We start from the raw sequence: 17,163 nt of genomic DNA, 5'->3' as shown, positions 1-17,163 counted from the left end.
CCACCTATCCGAATATTCTTAAAAGCTTGGTAAAAAAACCCGCAAAGTTATCATTTTTCTGTTCAGTCAAGGTTTCAGTAGTAAGTTTACGGGCGATCCCTTTGAGATTCTTGGTCACCAAACTATTGGGAAATTTCCAATAACACGGCTTCATCTGCCTTACAGCTTCGGGAAGATTTCGGTCTTCCACAAGAAAGCCAAGTTTTTCCGGGTGAAGATTTAAATATTTATTGGCTGCGAGCAAAATTCGTTCGGCAATTTTTTCTCCTTCTTTTTCATCTCTGACTCGGTTTACAACTAAATAAATTTTTTGGTTAAGCTGATGGCGGGCCAGCATTTTAAGCATAGTGTAGGCGTCGGTAATGGAAGTTGGTTCCGGCGTAATTATTAAAATTACCTCTCTAGCCGCTGCTACAAAACTCATTACTTCCTTATTAATTCCAGCTCCAGTATCAATTAAGATTATATCATAATTTTGGGGAAGATTTTCAATTAGCTGGATAATTTTTTTCCTTTGTTTGACAGTTAACGTTGTTAACTCCAAAAGTCCGGCACCGCCAGATATTAAATCGACATTAGATTTTAAAGGAGTAATTAAATCATTAACCTCTTTTTCGCTATTTAAATAGTCAAGCAAAGTGCATTGGGGAGTTACTCCAAAAAGAAGTTCCACATTAGCAAGACCCAAGTCCGCATCTAAAATTAAGACTTTTTTAGCAAGGTCTGCCAAGGCCAAAGCTAAGTTTGCTACAAAATTGGACTTTCCCACCCCTCCCTTGCCACTGGTTACCGCAATAATCCTCTGGGAAGAAGCGTTTAACCCGTTTTCGCTCTTATTTTTAATTAAACCAAAAGCTTGCTGATACATTTCTACCACCCCTTCCACACCTGTTCCACGATAAGCTCAGGGGTAGCAACTATTAAATCATCGGGAACATTTTGCCCAACACCTAAATAAGCAATCGGTTTTTGAAATTTGACGATTAAATTGATTAATACCCCAAACCGTTCGGTTTCATCAAGCTTTGTAATAATAAATTTATTAAAGCCACAAGGGGAAAAATCTTTGGCAATTTTTTCCGCATCTTCCGGCTTTGATGTGGCACTGATTACCAGATAAATATCTTTATCCTTTTTTACTGCTTCTAAAAAGGCGGCCAACTCTTGGATTTGACTTTGTTTTTTGGAAGGACGGCCGGCGGTATCAATAAATATTGTTTCACCTTCATTTTGTTTCTGCACTGCCCGCCAGAGTTCCATAGGAGAACTTGCTACTTTCACCGTCGAGCCCAGGTATTTGCCGTAAATTTTCAGTTGCTCTACCGCACCTACCCGAAAAGTGTCTAAAGTAATAAAACGGACAGGTTTTTCTTCATGGATTGCTAAACGCCCGGCAATTTTGGCTAAAGTTGTGGTTTTGCCAACACCCGTGGGTCCTATTAATGCTTTTAAGGGAAAATCTTTGAAGTCGCTGTAATACGGTTTAAGTAATTTTAGCAAATACTGTCTTACCATTTCTTCGCCTTCTGCCTCATCGGGAGATACTTCCTCTAAAACATCTTGTAGCTCCAGTAAAATTTGTTCCACAATATCCGGAGCAAGCTCAAGTTTTAATAAACGTTCCCGCCAAAGGGCAAAATTACCGGCCTCAGTTCCGGTAACCCTTGCTAAATCTTTCACCAGTAACTTTAACTCTGCCAGGTCTTTTTTAACTTCAAAGGATTCTTTAAGCCCCTCCCCCTTGGGTTTTGGGGTTTCATCAACTGCTGCCAGCACTTCAAAAACCGGTGGTTTAAAAAAGCCGAGGATTCCCGGTTGTCGCACCGTTCGGCTTTCTAAAATTATTGCCTCCGGCCCTAAATCAAACTTTATCATCTGAAGTGCTTCCGCCATATCCTTTGCCGTGTACTTTTTAATTTTCATCTTAACTCACCGTCCCTACGATTTCCACATCAATATCCGGTGGAATTTCATTGATGCTAAGTAAAACCGCCTGGGGATAAAAACGATCCAGCAAGCGCCGCAAAGGTAACCGCACCCTGCTAGAAGTAATGATTATCGGGTTTAATCCCTTCCGTGCAATTTCAGTTAAATTTTGTTTTACTTTTTCAATAAACTGTTCAGTTTTTGCAGTATCCATTAAAGGGTAAATCCCCAGAGAAGTTGGTTGCAAGCTCTCGGCAATTTGCTGTTCCCAGTGGGGAGTTAGGGTCACAGCGTAAAGCTTGCCATCACGTAAATATTGACGTACAATTTGCCGACGAATCTTTTGCCGAACTTGTTCAATTAAATAGTCGGGATCCCGATTCTGGCGAACAGCATCGGCTAAAGCTTCTAAAATACTGGTTAAATCCCGGATAGAAACATTTTCTTTTAAAAGGCTTTGCAGCACTTTTTGGATTTCGCCAATGCTCAAAAGTTCTGGATAAACCTCATCAACCACTGCCGGTTGCGATTGTTTTAAGGTATCTAAAAGTTCTTTTACCTCCTGACGTCCTAAAATATCCGCAGCATTTTTCTTAATAAATTCGGTAAGGTGGGTTACCAATACCGCTGAAGGTTCAATGACGGTAAATCCTTCCAGCTCTAAGTTTGCTTTTTGATTTTCTCGTACCCACCAGGCCTCTAAACCAAACGCCGGCTCTTTAGTAGGAATACCCTGTTCAGGAGTTTTTTCTCCCGTAGGGTCTAAAACTAACACATACCCCGGTAGCAACTCTCCTTTTTCAGCTTCTGCCCCTCGCAGTTTAAAAACGTATTGATTGGGCGGTAGTTGCAAATTATCCCGAATTCTAATAGGCCGAACGTAAAGCCCCATTTCAATCGCTAGCTGTCTTCGTACAGCAGCAAGCCTTCCTAACAAATCTCCCCCCTGGGTTTCATCGGTTAAGGTAATTAAGTTATAACCAATTTCGATTTCCAGAGGATCTATATTAAAATAGCTTAGAACATTTTCCGGTTCCCGTTTCTTTGGTACTTCCACCGGTTGCAGAGCTTTCTCTTTTACCTGTCCGGTATAACGAACCGCCAGGTAGCCCCCGTAACCTAAAATCCCCGCTAACGAAATAAACAAAAAATTCGGCATCGCAGGGATTAACCCTAAGAAAAAGATGATGAACGCAGCCATGATCAGGACCTTAGGAAAACCCCCAATTTGCTTGGTAAATTCGCGGCCGAAATTTTCTTCTGCCGAAGCCCTGGTCACTAAGATACCGGTAGCCGTAGAAATTAACAAAGCCGGTATTTGGCTTACCAGACCATCACCAATGGTAAGCACAGTATAGGTTTGCAGGGCTTGTAATACTGACATTTTTAACTGCAAAACACCAATAATAAAACCACCTATGATGTTTATCAATAAAATAACTATCCCCGCAATAGCATCTCCGCGCACAAATTTGCTGGCACCATCCATAGCACCAAAAAAATCCGCTTCCCGCTGGAGCTTACGCCGTTTTTGCCGGGCTTCCTGTTCGGTGATTAACCCTGCGTTAAATTCCGCATCAATGGCCATTTGCTTACCCGGCATGGCATCTAAAGTAAAACGAGCCGCCACTTCCGCCACCCGGCCAGAGCCGTTGGTTATGACTACAAATTGAATAACCGTAATAATTAAGAAAACCACAAAACCAACCACATAGCTACCACCTACCACAAAGCTGCCAAAAGCCTGAATTACCTGTCCGGCTGCCGCCTGGCTTAAAATAAGGCGAGTGGAAGAAATGTTTAATGCCAGGCGATATAACGTCATCACGAGCAATAGTGTGGGGAAAATAGAAAACTGGAGCGGTTCGGTGGTAAACAAAGTTATAAGTAAAATTACCAAGGAAAAAGTAATGCTAAAAACCAATAAAATATCCAACATAAAGGGAGGTAAAGGGATAATAATTAAGACCAAAGTTAAGATTACAAACCCCGCCACTACTAAATCATAATTATTTCGTAAAAAAGAATTTCCTTTAGAAGTAGGAGCCATTATCTCACCAACTTATCCGTTTCTTTTTTTTACGGTAGACTAAAGCTATGATTTCCGCCACAGCATTGTAAAGCTCTACGGGAATTTCCTCGCCTACTTCACAGTTTTTATATAAAAACCGGGCAACCTCAACGTTTTCCACAATTTCCACCTGATGGGCCCGGGCTATTTCCTTAATCTTTTCCGCCAAAAAACCGGCTCCTTTAGCTACCACTTTAGGAGCCGCCATTTTGCCTCGTTCGTATTTTAAAGCAACGGCCAAATGCACCGGGTTTGTAATGACAACGGTGGCTTTAGGGACCTCCCGGGCTATTTGGTTTAAGGCAATTTGACGCTGGCGCTCGCGCAGCCGGGCTTTAATTAAGGGATCCCCTTCAGTTTGGCGGTATTCCTCTTTTACTTCTTGTTTAGTCATTTTTAGAGATTGATAATATTCCCGTCGTTGATACCAGTAGTCGGCTATTCCAAACAAAAACAGCACCAGGAGCGTATCAAGGGCCATTTTTTTTGTTAAACTAAAATAGCCATTAAAATATTCTGCCGGCGCTTGCCCGATAGTTTGAAAGATAAGCGGCAAATTATTTTTAACCCGCAAGAATATAACCACCACTAAAAGGCTAAATTTGAAAAAGTTTTTGGCAAGTTCAACTAAATTTCTCCGACTAAAAATCCTACCAATACCAGCGACCGGATTTATTCTTTCCCAACTTGGCTTTAACGGCTCCGAAGTCAAGATAAATCCCACTTGCACTAAATTTAAAACTATTCCCACTATCAGCGCCAAAAGGAAAAACGGTAAAACAATTTTAAAACTCCAGAGAAAATAATCCAGCAATAATCTTCGAGTAGAAGTAGGGGTTAGATTTAAAAACAGATTACCAAAAATGCTGCGGCTTAGCAGGTAAAACTGTTGATAAAGATTTGGTCCTAACAAAAGTAAGAGTAAAAAGGTAATTAAAAACATTACGGCAAAATTTAGTTCCTGGCTTTTAAAAACCTGTCCACGGCGCCTGGCCTCGGCTATCCGGCGGGGAGTTGCTTCTTCCGTACGCTGGTCTTTCTGTTCATCCGCCATAGCCTATTCCCCTTACGAATTGCAAAAGATTTTTCTCAGTTAATTCTAAAAAAATTCCGGTAAAATAAGAAATTCCCGGAAGCAAAAGCCATAAGGTAAAAAGGGCTAAGAGAATTTTTAAACCAAAACTTAACATAAACACATTCATTTGCGGAGCCGTTCGCGCCAATATCCCTAAAGCTAAATCAGAAATAACCATCACCATTATAAAAGGAATCGCTACTTCCAAAGCCACTAACATAACTAAAGCAAAGATTTTAAGGAGAAACTCGGCTAAACTCACATCCGGTATAAATTTCCCAGGTGGAATAAACTGATAACTTATCGCTAAAAAAGTGAGAAGCCGATGGTGGCCATTGGCTATTAAATAATTTAATATTCCGTATAAGTACAAAAAATTTGCCAGCAAACCAGCATTTATTTGGGTAAAAGGGTCAAATAGTGTTGCTGCACTTAATCCGGAGGTTAGATCCAGATATTGTCCAGCAGTAAGGTACAAATTAGCAAATAACAAAGTAATAAATCCAAGCAACAGCCCAATCAAGCTTTCAGATATAAGTAGAGGGAAAAAATTTGCTTGAACATTAATTGTAGCAAACTTTCCATAAAGCACCGGTAATAGTAGATATGCCAAAATCAAAGTAAAAAAGGCTTTCACTGCCGCTGGTAATCCCCGTAACGGAAATATTAATGGGGATATGCCAATAAAACCTGCTAATCTTGCAGTAATTATAAGTAAAATAAGCCATTGTTTCATCGAAAGCTAACTCCTAAAAACGAACTTTAGCCATTTCTTGAAACATCTGTCCTGTAAAATCCACCATTAAATTTAGCATCCAGCCGCTTAAGAGTAAAAGCGTTAAAAACACGGCAATTAATTTAGGAACAAAAGTTAAAGTTTGTTCTTGAATTTGCGTTGCCGCTTGAAAAATTCCTATAACAAGACCTACCACTAACGAAACAATTAAAGGTGGGCCAACCAAAAGCATTAAAACCGTAAAGCTTTTTTGGGCTAAATGGATAAAATACGATGATGCCATCCTTTCCCTTCTTTCCTGCCGGTTTTACGAAAAACTAGTCACCAAGCTTTTAACAACTAAATACCAACCATCAGCCAAAACAAAAAGTAAAAGTTTAAACGGTAAAGCTACCAGCATTGGCGGAATCATAAACATTCCCATCGACATTAAAATACTGGCGACAACCATGTCTATTATTAAAAAAGGGATAAATAGCATAAATCCCATTTGAAAAGCTGTTTTTAGTTCACTGATGATAAACGCCGGAACCACCACGGTAAACGGTACATCATCTTTGGTTCGGGGACGTGGCAATTTGGCCAAGTCGATAAAAAGGGCTAAATCTTTTTCCCGGGTTTGTTTTAACATAAAATCTTTAAGAGGAGCTTCCGCCGCCCGAATAGCTTGTTCCTGGGAAATTTTGTTGTTTAAATAAGGCTGGATTGCCTGCTGGTTAATCTGATTTATCACCGGAGACATTATAAAAATTGTTAAAAACACTGCAAGTCCAATTAAAACCTGATTAGGTGGCGCTTGCTGCGTTCCTAAGGCATTTCTCAGTAGTGACAGCACCACCACAATCCGGGTAAAGGAAGTCATCAGAAGCAAAAAGGCCGGAACTAAAGCTAAGATCGTCAGTAGTACCAATAGCTTTACAGAATTCACCACTTCCTGGGGTGAACCCTGACCGTTAATATTAAGTTGGATATTGGGGATAGTAAGCGGTTCTGCCCAAGCACTGGAAGTTAAGAAACTGATTAGAATTAGTAATAAAAACCCAATTAGTCCCAACTTTTTAATTTTTTCTGCCACTTTTTATCTGCCCCACAACTTCATTTATTTTTTTGCTTAAGTGTATATCAAAAGTACCGGCTATTCCGGGAATTTCTTCGGGCTCTTTATCATAAACATCAATAAGGGAAACGTTTTCCTCACCAAATCCTGCCAAATAATATTTCCCGTTAACTTTTAAAAGAACAACTCCTGATTTCGGCGAAAGCAACAAGCGATCTAAGATCTCAATATAACGGCTTTTATAACCAATACGGTAGTTTTTTACGTAACGAGCTAAAAAAAACAAACCGGCAATTATTATAAACAGTACCAAAAGCGACCATAAAGCCTGTCCAAAATAACTATCCAATTTTTTTCGCCTCTTTCCCGGCATCTTCTTCAGAATACCCGGTTATCCTCACCCCGTACATTTCATTTATAACCACCACTTCCCCCACCGCAAATCTACGGTCGTCAATAAAAAGATCGATTAAATCGCCAATACTTTTATCTAACTCTAACACATCTCCTTCTTTTAAAGCCAATAGCTGGCGCACGGTCAGTTCAGTAGTACCCATACGGGCGACGATATCCATTTTAATATCATTTAAAACGGTTATGGGTAATTTTGCCCGCCTTACTACCGCCGGTTCTAAGGGTAAAAATTCGGGTTTACGGTAGGTAGGAACATCTTCGGAAATTTTTTTTATAAATTCGTCCACATCGCGGATACCCAAAAAACTACCTCCCCTATTGAATAATGAAATCACTAAAATACACATTAACAATGGTAATTTTATCAGCTTTTTTCTGTACCTTTTTGTTGAGTTCTGCAGCAGTATCCTGTAAAACTTTTAACATTTCCCCTTTTAACTTATCGCTGGAATTATCACCAATTAAATCTGTAGATTTTTTACTTCTTAAAAAAGATATCACCCTGTCTTTAAAGACGACACTTTTTTCATCAAAAACTTTTGTAGCCGATTCCCCTTGCCCTTCAATTTCTACATTAACTCCAACCCGTAAATACCGCGGAGTATCTTCGTCTGCCAAATTCACCACTATGTCCCCTAACTTAGCAATAACTGTTGGGGTCGGGGGCGGCTCTTTGGCCGCCGCCCCGGAATTTTTACCAAATAAAAAGTAAGCTCCACCTAAACCCGCTAACACCGCAACTATCGCTACGATGACAATTAGCAAAATTGTTTTCCCCTTGGCCACTTTTATTTTCACCTCAAATCTTAGCGCTTAATATCTAAAAGTTCCTGTAACATTTGGTCGGAGGTAGTTATCACCCGGGCATTGGCTTGATACCCCCTTTGGGTAACGATCATTTCCGTAAATTCACTGGCCAAGTCCACGTTGGACATTTCTAAAAAACCGGAAGCGAGTGTACCAAGTCCAGATTGCCCCGGAGCTTGAGGTTGAGCAAATGAGCTTGAAGTATTAGTTGTTGTTCTGTAAACATTTTGACCCACTCGTTCTAAAGTTTCAGGATTTTTAAAGTTCATTAAACCAATCTGATTAGAAGTATCTGTCGTCCCATTGGCATAAATCAATTCAATGGTACCATCGTTTTTAATATTCAAGGTTACCACTTGATCGGGATTGTTTATTTGGATATCACCGCCATTAACCTTCTGAACCCGGTAGCCATGACTATTAATTAAATAGCCATTTTTATCAATATAGAAAACACCTTCCCGGGAATAATAGGTCATATTAGTAGTAGGATCTTTTAAAACAAAAAAGCCATTACCTTGGATCGCAACATCTAAAGGACGCCCTGTAGCCTTTAGTCCCCCCTGGGTAAAAATTGTGTCAATACCAGAAACAGCAACTCCAAGACCCACATACGCCGGATATACACCTGTTTGACCAGCTTTTTGATATAATAAATCTTCAAAGTTCACCCGATTAGATTTAAAGCCAATAGTATTCACATTGGAAATGTTATTTGCAATTACATCCATTCTGGTTTGGTGGCTTCTTAATCCCGAAACCCCTGAATAAAGAGACCGAATCATTTTTATACCCCCTAAAGTTTTAGTTATTTTCCGCCTCCGTCGTTCAGCGGTGAGGGCCTCCTTGCGGTCCAGCCCTTTTACTTAAGTAAAATAGCACTATCAATATTAGTTACTATTTGTTCATCTAACTGGGTAGTTTTAGAAACGGTAATTACTGTTTTATTAACAGCCGACGCTATGATCGCTAAATCACCGTAAACAACCAAACTGTTTTTAGCCCCTTTGCTTTTTGCCTGGTCTAATGCCCGGGATATTTTTTGTAAGTCCTCCTGACTCAAGTTTATACCCCGTTCGCTTAAACGTTTTTCCGCGTGAGCCGATAACTTTAACTTTTTCTCAGTCTTCTGCAAAAGCTGTTCAAAGCTTAGTGTCACAGTTGTTGCTGGCTTGATATTAGAATTAGGCTGAGACGTTACCGTTATTAACTCCTGAATCTTCCCAACTTGACTCATCTTACTTCACCTCAATAACCGCAGCCGGGTCATATTCTTGATCATTGACCACCAAGGTCACCCGTCCCCCAGACCAACGTACTGCGCTAACCAACCCTTCCACCAGGCTGTTTCCATTTCCAGCAATTTTCACTGTTTTACCAATTAAGCTTGCTGCCTGGGCTTTTTGTTCAAACTGCAGCAATTGATTTAACGCATCGGCTAGGTTTGCTAGCTGTTCGAGCATACCAAATTGAGCAAGCTCGGCAATAAACTCAGTACCGTTAGCCGGATTTAAAGGATCCTGATACTGAAGCTGCGCCAGGAAAATTTTTAAAAATGCATCTTTATCCATATTAAGCTTAGAAGTTGAAGAATTTGTAGTTGCCACTTGAGAGGTTACACTTGAAACTTCACCAATCACCCAAACACCTCCTTAAATTAAGTAGTTTAAACCTGTAACTCTTTCCTGCCATCCCGCTATCTCAAATATAGGCTCGTCTATTACGTTTTGAAAACGGGAAGGTTTAAGAGGAACTCTTTGGTGCTGAGAATTGCCAGGGTTTCCTTTTGAACTTTGCTGTTCAAAGCCAACAACGTAACCTGTTAGCTCTAAATTATGTTTTTGTAAAGCTGTAGCTAAGTCTTTAGCTAAATTTTGGAGATAGTTTGCTGCATCGCTTGATGTAACTTTTAAAGCTATATCCACATTGTTTGCCAAAAGCTTTACTTCTACTTTTACTTCCCCAAATTCTTCCGGATAAAGCTTTAAAACAGCCGCGGTCTTTTCTTTGGTTTGTACGGTTTTTTGTACAAGTGCCACGATTTTTTCGGAAAAAGCCGGATAATCAATTTTATTTTGATTCTGGCATTGGTTAAAATTTTTAGCAAAATCCAGCGGTTCTTTAATAAAAACATAAGATTGTGTAGTTTCAGTTGGCGCAGCTTGTGTAACTTCCTTGGGAATGTTTTTAGCTACGTTTATCTCTTTTTCTGGCTCTTTTCTTTCCGCTACCAGAGATGTACCAATCTTTGACACCTTCAAAGTTAACTCCGCTGGTTCTACCCCGGAAATATTTCCCTTCACCGGATTGTTACTGGCCAATGCTTTTGCCGCTATCGGGATCTTTTGGAGAATGTTTGCACCATTTTCTGGCATGACTTCCTTGGGAATGTTTTTAGTTAAGTTTATCTCTTTTTCTGGCTCTTCTCTTTCCGCTACCAGAGATGTACCAATCTTTGACACCTTCAAAGTTAACTCCGCTGGTTCTACCCCGGAAATATTTCCCTTCACCGGATTGTTACTGGCCAATGCTTTTGCCGCTTCCGGGGTCTTTTGGAGAATGTTTGCACCATTTTCTGGCATGACTTCTTTAGGAATGTTTTTAGTTAAGTTTATCTCTTTTTCTGGCTCTTTTCTTTCCGCTACCAGAGATATGCTAATCTTATCCAAATACCTGCTATTTTTCTCTTCAATTACTCTCGCTGCTGCAACAACCACATCTTGAGAAATTTCCTTCCCACCATCATTTCCTGCAAGTTCTCTACCCACTACTCCATCAACAGTTTTTGGTATTAAGTAAGAACCAAACCAAGGAAGCACAAAATTTAATTCCGTTGCGAGTGACTCAACTTCTTGCTCTACGGTTTTTTGCTGATCCTCTTGAGGCTTTATAACATTATTCTCTGGCTCACTCATTTTTAAAGAAAAATCAGCAGTAAATGCATTGCCTTTTAAAAGAATTTCAGAAAAAACCTTTTCAAAGGTATCATCTATAACAGTTAAAATATCCATTAGAGAATCCGGAATTGACTTTTGGTCTGGTGCCAAAGCAACCCCATTTACTTTCACCCTTCTCACCTCCTTTCTAAGTTAATGGTCTTAAAATTCTAATTTTTCCTTCTTTGAAAACTTATTAAGGACAATTCATCTAAAACAGCTTGAGTTTTGCGGCCAACCTCTTCCCGATATAATGCAAAGGCTTTATCCCGCAGGATTTCTAACTTTTTATGTTCAATTTTTTTGGCGATATACTGTTCCTTAGCTTTTTCCTGTTCAAAAAGAAGTCTATCTTTTTCTTTTTCTAAAAACCATTTTTCTGTAGCAAGGTATTCCAAACGCTCTAACTGGTGTTCCCTAAATAAAAGGTCATTTATTTTTAATTCATGGGAAATAGCGGCATCGATATTTTTAATTTTTTCTTCCTGACGTTTTACCGCCTGGATTTTTTCCTGAAAAATTCGCTTATGCTCATCAGCTTCTATGGCGCGCACTTTTTCAACCTTTGCCATACGGAAAGAAAACTTCGGCATCGTTTATACCTCCGCAAAATTACTAAGTTCTTCCTTGGTTTTTTCAAAACTTACCCCTTCATCCTGTCTTTGCCTGAGAAAAGCATTAAGGGTCGGCATTAATTTTATTGCCTGGTCTAAAGTTGGATTAGTCCCAGGTTTATAAGCACCAATTAAGATTAAATCTTCATTTTGCCGGTAAACGTCAAGAAGTTCTCTTATCCGCAAGGCTTGTTGCCAGTGTTCGCCACTTACCAAATCCGGCATTAAACGGCTGTTACTGGCTAAAATGTCAATTGCCGGAAAATGTCCCTTTCCCGCTAACTGGCGGCTTAAAACTATATGGCCATCCAAAAGGCCCCTTACCGCATCAGCAATTGGTTCATTAAAATCATCCCCTTCAACCAGAACTGTGTAAAAGGCGGTGATAGAGCCTTTGGCATCGTTTCCCGCTCTTTCTACCAGTTTGGGAAGGAGAGCAAATACCGACGGGGTATATCCCCGTGATGAAGGCGGTTCACCGGCTGCAAGCCCCACCTCTCTTTGGGCCATAGCAAAACGGGTAAGGGAGTCCATCATTAAAAGAACTTTTTTTCCCTGATCTCTAAAATATTCAGCAATAGCTGTAGCCACAAAAGCTCCTTTTAAACGAAATAAAGCAGGCTGCTCGGAAGTTGCCACCACCAGAACTGACTTTTTAAGCCCTTCACCCAAATCTTTTTCTATAAAGTCTAGAACTTCCCGCCCCCGTTCACCAATCAGCGCAATTACGTTAACATCAGCTTCGGCATAACGGGCGATCATCCCCAGAAGGGTACTTTTTCCTACACCGCTTCCCGCAAAGATACCCAATCTTTGCCCTTCGCCGCAGGTTAAAAGCCCATCGATTGCCTTAATTCCAGTAGCAAACTTTGCAGAAATCCGCTTACGCGTTAGCGGGTTTGGCGGCATGCGGTCAATGGGATACCTTCGCCCATAAACTTTCTGTTCATTTAACGGACGACCCAGCCCATCTAAAATTTTTCCTAAAAGAGAAGGTCCTACGGTAATTTGAAGAGGTCTTCCTAACGGGCGGACCAAGCTTCCAAGGCTTACCCCGGTAATATCACCTAAAGGCATCAACACAGCATTATCCTCTTTAAAACCAACTACTTCCGCTAATACTTTGTCACCGCCGGTAAATATTTCAACGGTCTCACCAATCGAAACTTTAAGTCCAACCGCTTCCACCGTTAGCCCAATAACCTTGTGCACAACACCCCAGGGTTTTAAAAACTCGTGCCGGTCAATTTCTTGATTTAAAACAGTAAGTTTTTGCCCTATCATCTTAGACTCCGTCTCTAAGCTTTTGAAGAATTTCTTCGGTAAAAACCTTCAAAGAAACTACATAATTTTCTTCCCCTTTTAAGAGTACAGTACCGACCGCGATTTCCGGTTCAGTTAGTAAAATAATTTCATTAAAGGCTCCATTTTGCTCTAAAATATTTTTAATCATTCCGTATTCCTCAGGGTTTACAAATATTGTTGCAAGTTTTTTTTCCTTAAAACGATTAAGGGCTTCTCCCAGCCATTTACGATAAAATAATGTGGTAGCTTCCGGTAATTCCCCTAAAAGTTTTTGCAACGCTGTTTCAACAAAATTAAAGATTTGCGGTTCCAACTCGGCTAAAATCTTTTGCCTTTCCTGCTGGATCTCCAAAATACGTTGTTTTGTTAGTTTTTTAAATACTGCCTGCAACTTTGTCGCTAACTTTTCGTACTCCTTTTGGGCTTTCTGTTGCCCGTCAGCATAGCCCTGATTAAAACCTTCTAAGCGGGCTTTTTCTTTAATGGCCTCTCCCTCTTGTTGTGCCCGGTCAATTATCCTCCGGGCTTCTTCCTTTGCTTTTCCAAGCATTTCATTGGTCTCACTATGCTCTTCGACACTTTCCCGCCCAAACGTTAGCTGGATTTTCCTTACCGGAACTTTGGCGGCTTTTGCCTCTTGCTGAGTTATCTCTTTGGCAATTAAGCTACTTTTAAATAACCAGGGCATCTTCTCCACCTCGGGAAATTATAATTTCTCCCGCTTCTTCTAAGCGACGGATAATGGCCACAATCTTCTGCTGAGCCTGCTCCACATCTCTTAGCCGCACAGGCCCCATATAGGCTAATTCGTCGTTTAACATTTCCGCTGCCCGCTTGGAGAGGTTCTTCATGATCCGCTGTTTGACTTCTTCGGTAGAACCTTTGAGAGCAAAGGCCAAATCCCGGCTTTCCACTTCCCGTAATACCCGCTGGATTGCCATATCGTCCAAAGTGACAATATCTTCAAAGACAAACATCCGCTTTCTGATCTCTTCTACTAACTCCTGGTTTTCCTGTTCTAAATCCTCGAGAATATTCTTTTCGGTAGAACGGTCTACCCTGTTTAAAATCTCCACAACCGTCTCAATACCACCGGCCTTGGTATAATTTTGCTCAAACACCGATGAAACTTTTTTTTTCTAAAATTGCTTCAATTTCATGGATAACTTCCGGGGAAGTTCGCTCCATAGTAGCAATTCTCTTAATAATATCACTTTGCATTTCTTCCGGCATTGAAGATAAAATCATAGCTGCCTGCTCGGGCAAAAGATATGATAGCACTAAAGCAATGGTTTGCGGATGTTCATTTTGGATAAAATTCACCAACTGCTTGGCATCTGCTTTGCGTAGCATCTGAAAGGGCATTTTGGCCGTAATATTTATTAGTTTTTTGATAATTTCGTTAGCTTTTTGCGGTCCTAAAGCTTTTTCTAACATCTCTTTGGCATAGCTTACGCCGCCTGTGGTAATAAATTCCTGAGCCCGGTAAAGTTCCAAAAATTCTTCCACTACCTTTTGGCGTTCCTCAGGAGAGATCTGGCCTATAGTGGCAACAGCCATCGATATTTTTTCAATTTCTTCCTCGGTAAAATGTTTTGCCAAAATCTTTGCTGAATGTTCTGGTCCTAAAGCAATTAACAACTTGGCTATTTTATTGATATTTTTTTTTCTCGTTTCTTCCCGGGCCATTGCCGCCCCCCCTCATCTATCCTACTCTTCCGACATCCAGGCACGCAAAACCATGGCTACCTCATCGGGTCTTTGCTCTACCAACGATTTGATTGTTTCAATTTCTAATTGAACTTTATTGACCGCAAGGTCTTCCTCTGGTAATTCTTGAATTTTGATTCCCGGTCTTCCTTCAGCGGCCACCGCTGCTTCTAATTTACTAAGCTCCATGGGGGTTTTAGGAGCAACCCCCAACATCTCTGCCGGTTTTTTCCGAAATTTGCGCACTCCTAAAAACACCAACATACTTAACACTAGCAGGGCTCCAACGCCTATTGCAATCCATTTATAAAGGTTTTGCCTTAACTGTTGCTCTTTTTGTAGTTGAGCCTGTTGAGCAGCCATTTGTTTTTCAAGAGATTTGTCAAAAGTAATAGTGTTTATTACAATTTGGTCGCCGCGATTTTGATCGTAACCCATGGCTGCAGCTACAATATCCCGAATTTTATTTACGTCCGTTGCCGGCACTCCCGAGTCGATAGCAATAGCTGCGGATAACCGCTTCACCGCTCCCGGTGCCTTGACCAATTTATAGACTGTTTGTCCAACCTGATAGTTGCGGGTAAAATCTTCTTTCGACTGCACTTCTCCGTACACATTGCCAGTTATGTAGGTGTAATTTGGATTAGTATTGGGTCCACTTCCTACCACTCCCGAAGCCCCCGGACTACCGTAAACCACTTCTTTGCTCCCCTGCTCGCTGACCAGCGGTCCGGGAAGTGCCACCTGAGTAGTACTTTCCTCCTGGTTAAAATCCAGATCGGCATTAATACTCACCACTGCCTTCCCCGGACCTAAAATAGTGGTGAGCAGGTTATTAATTCGATTTGTTAACTCCGTTTCAAACTGCCTTTTCATTTCTTGCTGACGTCCGGATTGCGCCGATAAACTTGAGCTTAAATCCACCTGATCGGAAAGCACATTCCCGTATGTATCTACCACTTGAACATTTTCCGGTTTTAAACCTTCTACACTATTGGCTACCAGATAAATAATACCTTTTATCTCTTCGGGTGTTAATTTTTTAAGAGGTTTTAATTTAAGTAATATGCTGGCAGTTGCTGGCTTTTCTTCGGAAATAAATACGCTTTTTTCCGGAAGAACCAAGTGGACCCGGGCATCTTCTACCGCCTCTAACTGCACAATGGTTCTTCTTAACTCTTCCTGTAACGCCCGCTGGTAATTGACCTGGTTCTCGAAATCGCTGGCCCCCAGTTTGGTCTGATCAAAAAGTTCAAAACCAATGCCGCTGTTAGTTTCTAAAACCCCGGCGCTGGCGAGTTTAATCCGAGCTTCATAAACCTGGTTTTTAGGGACCAAAATCGTTGTTCCCTCATCCCCGAGTTTATAACTTATCTTCCATTCTTTTAATTTTTCAACAATCGCGCCGGCTTCTTTGGCATCCAAACCGGTCGCAAGAGGTGTGTAGCTGGGTCGACCAAAAAAAATATAGCTTAAAATTAACGTCAATACTGCCGTAAACAGTAAAATTCCGTATACTCTTTTTTGAAAACTGTTTAAATTTTTATAACGTTGTTTTAAGTTTGCCAGGAGGCTTTGAAAATCCATTTAATTCCTCCTATCCTAAGCCATTTAAATCTGCATCCGGCTAATTTCCTGGTAAGCTTCAACTATTTTGTTGCGTACCTCCACTGCTAATTCTAAACTTAACTTCGCTTCTTGAGCTAAAATTAAAACCTGATGAATATCATCCACTTTCCCTGCTAAAAAATCCTGGGTTACTTGCTCGGAATTCAACTGTTTTTCATTAACTTTATCTAAAGCCTCAGCAAGTTTCTTTTCAAAATCTAAAGTTTTTGCAGTTTGTTCCGAATTATTAAGTAAAATAGTATTTGGTAAAGAGATACCGGTAATTTCCACTTTTACCCCTCCTAACGGCTAAGCTCAAGAGCTTTAGCGTACATTGCTTTTGCCGTATTAAATACCGTTACATTTGCTTCATAAGCCCTTTGGGCCGCAAGTAAATTAACAATCTCATCGTTGATATTAACATTGGGATACTTTACCAACCCAGTATTAGGATCGGCATCGGGGTGATTGGGGTTAAAAACGTAGCGATAGGGAGTCTTGGTATCTTCAATTATCCGGCTAACCCTAACCCCGGCCCCGGTAAACCCGGTTTTAGCATCCAAGATTTCTTCAAATACCACTTCCCGGCGATTGTAGGTACCGCCGGCTGGGGTCCGGGTAGTATTGACATTGGCCATATTATCGACAATGGTATCCAGCCATAAACGGTGGGCGGTAAGAGCGGAAGCAGTAATTTGAAAGGAACTAAAAAATGCCATTTATTTACCTCCTTCCACCGGTTATTACCGTTTCTAATGAAGCAAAGGTTCCTTTTAGCCGCTCCACAGCCGTTTCATAATAAAGTTGATTATAGGCTAAATCTACCATTTCGGTTTCGATATCAACGTTGTTTTGATCGATTCTCAGGGCTGTAGAACTTTCGCGCGTAACTTCCGCCACCGGT

The 17,163-nt window shown here is 40.7% G+C and carries 21 protein-coding genes and 1 pseudogene; all 22 read right to left on the bottom strand.

Annotated features, from left to right (window positions below; genetic code table 11):
* Positions 1–4: 4 nt before the first annotated feature.
* Positions 5–868, bottom strand: a complete 864-nt coding sequence (locus cpu_RS05595; protein WP_075859059.1) for a MinD/ParA family protein — start codon at positions 866–868, stop codon at positions 5–7.
* A 2-nt stretch (positions 869–870) separates the two neighbouring features.
* Positions 871–1,923, bottom strand: coding sequence for a flagellar biosynthesis protein FlhF (locus tag cpu_RS05590; protein ID WP_075859058.1), 1,053 nt, complete (start codon positions 1,921–1,923; stop codon positions 871–873).
* A 1-nt stretch (position 1,924) separates the two neighbouring features.
* Positions 1,925–3,976, bottom strand: coding sequence for a flagellar biosynthesis protein FlhA (gene flhA / locus cpu_RS05585; RefSeq protein WP_075859057.1), 2,052 nt, complete (start codon positions 3,974–3,976; stop codon positions 1,925–1,927).
* 4 nt (positions 3,977–3,980) lie between these two features.
* Positions 3,981–5,051: a flagellar biosynthesis protein FlhB gene (flhB, locus tag cpu_RS05580; RefSeq protein ID WP_075859056.1), complete on the bottom strand. Its 1,071-nt coding sequence runs from the start codon at positions 5,049–5,051 to the stop codon at positions 3,981–3,983.
* A complete protein-coding gene (locus cpu_RS05575; RefSeq protein ID WP_075859055.1) occupies positions 5,041–5,808 on the bottom strand; it encodes a flagellar biosynthetic protein FliR in 768 nt (255 codons plus the stop codon). The genes flhB and cpu_RS05575 overlap by 11 nt, the downstream gene beginning before the upstream one ends.
* A 13-nt stretch (positions 5,809–5,821) precedes the next feature.
* A complete protein-coding gene (gene fliQ / locus cpu_RS05570; RefSeq protein ID WP_075859054.1) occupies positions 5,822–6,091 on the bottom strand; it encodes a flagellar biosynthesis protein FliQ in 270 nt (89 codons plus the stop codon).
* A 24-nt stretch (positions 6,092–6,115) separates the two neighbouring features.
* A complete protein-coding gene (fliP, locus tag cpu_RS05565; protein ID WP_439951471.1) occupies positions 6,116–6,778 on the bottom strand; it encodes a flagellar type III secretion system pore protein FliP in 663 nt (220 codons plus the stop codon).
* Positions 6,779–6,866: 88 nt separating this feature from the next.
* Complete coding sequence (locus cpu_RS05560) at positions 6,867–7,214, bottom strand: flagellar biosynthetic protein FliO (RefSeq protein WP_075859052.1); 348 nt, start codon at positions 7,212–7,214, stop codon at positions 6,867–6,869.
* Positions 7,207–7,581, bottom strand: a complete 375-nt coding sequence (locus cpu_RS05555; RefSeq protein WP_159433972.1) for a FliM/FliN family flagellar motor switch protein — start codon at positions 7,579–7,581, stop codon at positions 7,207–7,209. Before cpu_RS05555 ends, cpu_RS05560 begins: the two co-directional genes overlap by 8 nt.
* A gap of 13 nt (positions 7,582–7,594) precedes the next feature.
* A complete protein-coding gene (locus tag cpu_RS05550; protein ID WP_075859050.1) occupies positions 7,595–8,065 on the bottom strand; it encodes a flagellar basal body-associated FliL family protein in 471 nt (156 codons plus the stop codon).
* Between the two features lie 20 nt (positions 8,066–8,085).
* Positions 8,086–8,871, bottom strand: a complete 786-nt coding sequence (flgF, locus tag cpu_RS05545; RefSeq protein ID WP_075859049.1) for a flagellar basal-body rod protein FlgF — start codon at positions 8,869–8,871, stop codon at positions 8,086–8,088.
* Between the two features lie 77 nt (positions 8,872–8,948).
* Complete coding sequence (locus cpu_RS05540) at positions 8,949–9,323, bottom strand: TIGR02530 family flagellar biosynthesis protein (protein WP_075859048.1); 375 nt, start codon at positions 9,321–9,323, stop codon at positions 8,949–8,951.
* A 1-nt stretch (position 9,324) separates the two neighbouring features.
* On the bottom strand, positions 9,325–9,726 hold the full coding sequence (locus cpu_RS05535) for a flagellar hook capping FlgD N-terminal domain-containing protein (protein WP_075859047.1): 402 nt from the start codon (positions 9,724–9,726) through the stop codon (positions 9,325–9,327).
* A gap of 12 nt (positions 9,727–9,738) precedes the next feature.
* Complete coding sequence (locus cpu_RS05530) at positions 9,739–11,154, bottom strand: flagellar hook-length control protein FliK (protein ID WP_075859046.1); 1,416 nt, start codon at positions 11,152–11,154, stop codon at positions 9,739–9,741.
* A gap of 38 nt (positions 11,155–11,192) precedes the next feature.
* Positions 11,193–11,615, bottom strand: a complete 423-nt coding sequence (locus tag cpu_RS05525; RefSeq protein WP_075859045.1) for a flagellar export protein FliJ — start codon at positions 11,613–11,615, stop codon at positions 11,193–11,195.
* Between the two features lie 3 nt (positions 11,616–11,618).
* Positions 11,619–12,920 carry a flagellar protein export ATPase FliI gene (gene fliI / locus cpu_RS05520; protein ID WP_075859044.1) on the bottom strand — a complete coding sequence of 434 codons (1,302 nt, stop codon included), beginning with the start codon at positions 12,918–12,920 and terminating at the stop codon, positions 11,619–11,621.
* A gap of 1 nt (position 12,921) precedes the next feature.
* On the bottom strand, positions 12,922–13,629 hold the full coding sequence (locus tag cpu_RS05515) for a FliH/SctL family protein (RefSeq protein WP_075859043.1): 708 nt from the start codon (positions 13,627–13,629) through the stop codon (positions 12,922–12,924).
* Positions 13,613–14,630 (bottom strand): annotated as a pseudogene (gene fliG, locus cpu_RS05510) (flagellar motor switch protein FliG). Before fliG ends, cpu_RS05515 begins: the two are co-directional and overlap by 17 nt.
* A gap of 21 nt (positions 14,631–14,651) precedes the next feature.
* Positions 14,652–16,238 (bottom strand): flagellar basal-body MS-ring/collar protein FliF, encoded by a 1,587-nt coding sequence (fliF, locus tag cpu_RS05505; RefSeq protein ID WP_075859042.1) that lies wholly within the window; start codon positions 16,236–16,238, stop codon positions 14,652–14,654.
* A 24-nt stretch (positions 16,239–16,262) separates the two neighbouring features.
* Positions 16,263–16,550, bottom strand: a complete 288-nt coding sequence (gene fliE / locus cpu_RS05500) for a flagellar hook-basal body complex protein FliE (RefSeq protein ID WP_075859041.1) — start codon at positions 16,548–16,550, stop codon at positions 16,263–16,265.
* Positions 16,551–16,561: 11 nt separating this feature from the next.
* On the bottom strand, positions 16,562–16,978 hold the full coding sequence (flgC, locus tag cpu_RS05495) for a flagellar basal body rod protein FlgC (RefSeq protein WP_075859040.1): 417 nt from the start codon (positions 16,976–16,978) through the stop codon (positions 16,562–16,564).
* Between the two features lie 4 nt (positions 16,979–16,982).
* The coding region (locus cpu_RS13610; RefSeq protein ID WP_369688855.1) for a flagellar basal body rod protein FlgB at positions 16,983–17,163 on the bottom strand (181 nt) is incomplete at its 5' end.

The organism is Carboxydothermus pertinax (assembly GCF_001950255.1).
In the GTDB taxonomy this organism is placed as follows: domain Bacteria; phylum Bacillota; class Z-2901; order Carboxydothermales; family Carboxydothermaceae; genus Carboxydothermus; species Carboxydothermus pertinax.
This window is presented reverse-complemented; position numbering and strand designations above follow the sequence as displayed.

Bases quoted from the DNA above. Each gene is read 5' to 3' on its own strand.
- fliQ (WP_075859054.1), bottom strand. From the start codon at position 6,091: ATGGCATCATCGTATTTTATCCATTTAGCCCAAAAAAGCTTTACGGTT.
- cpu_RS05590 (WP_075859058.1), bottom strand. From the start codon at position 1,923: ATGAAAATTAAAAAGTACACGGCAAAGGATATGGCGGAAGCACTTCAG.
- flgC (WP_075859040.1), bottom strand. From the start codon at position 16,978: ATGGCATTTTTTAGTTCCTTTCAAATTACTGCTTCCGCTCTTACCGCC.
- flgF (WP_075859049.1), bottom strand. From the start codon at position 8,871: ATGATTCGGTCTCTTTATTCAGGGGTTTCGGGATTAAGAAGCCACCAA.
- flhB (WP_075859056.1), bottom strand. From the start codon at position 5,051: ATGGCGGATGAACAGAAAGACCAGCGTACGGAAGAAGCAACTCCCCGC.
- flhA (WP_075859057.1), bottom strand. From the start codon at position 3,976: ATGGCTCCTACTTCTAAAGGAAATTCTTTTTTACGAAATAATTATGAT.
- cpu_RS05540 (WP_075859048.1), bottom strand. From the start codon at position 9,323: ATGAGTCAAGTTGGGAAGATTCAGGAGTTAATAACGGTAACGTCTCAG.
- cpu_RS05595 (WP_075859059.1), bottom strand. From the start codon at position 868: ATGTATCAGCAAGCTTTTGGTTTAATTAAAAATAAGAGCGAAAACGGG.
- fliF (WP_075859042.1), bottom strand. From the start codon at position 16,238: ATGGATTTTCAAAGCCTCCTGGCAAACTTAAAACAACGTTATAAAAAT.
- cpu_RS05575 (WP_075859055.1), bottom strand. From the start codon at position 5,808: ATGAAACAATGGCTTATTTTACTTATAATTACTGCAAGATTAGCAGGT.
- cpu_RS05525 (WP_075859045.1), bottom strand. From the start codon at position 11,615: ATGCCGAAGTTTTCTTTCCGTATGGCAAAGGTTGAAAAAGTGCGCGCC.
- cpu_RS05515 (WP_075859043.1), bottom strand. From the start codon at position 13,629: ATGCCCTGGTTATTTAAAAGTAGCTTAATTGCCAAAGAGATAACTCAG.
- fliI (WP_075859044.1), bottom strand. From the start codon at position 12,920: ATGATAGGGCAAAAACTTACTGTTTTAAATCAAGAAATTGACCGGCAC.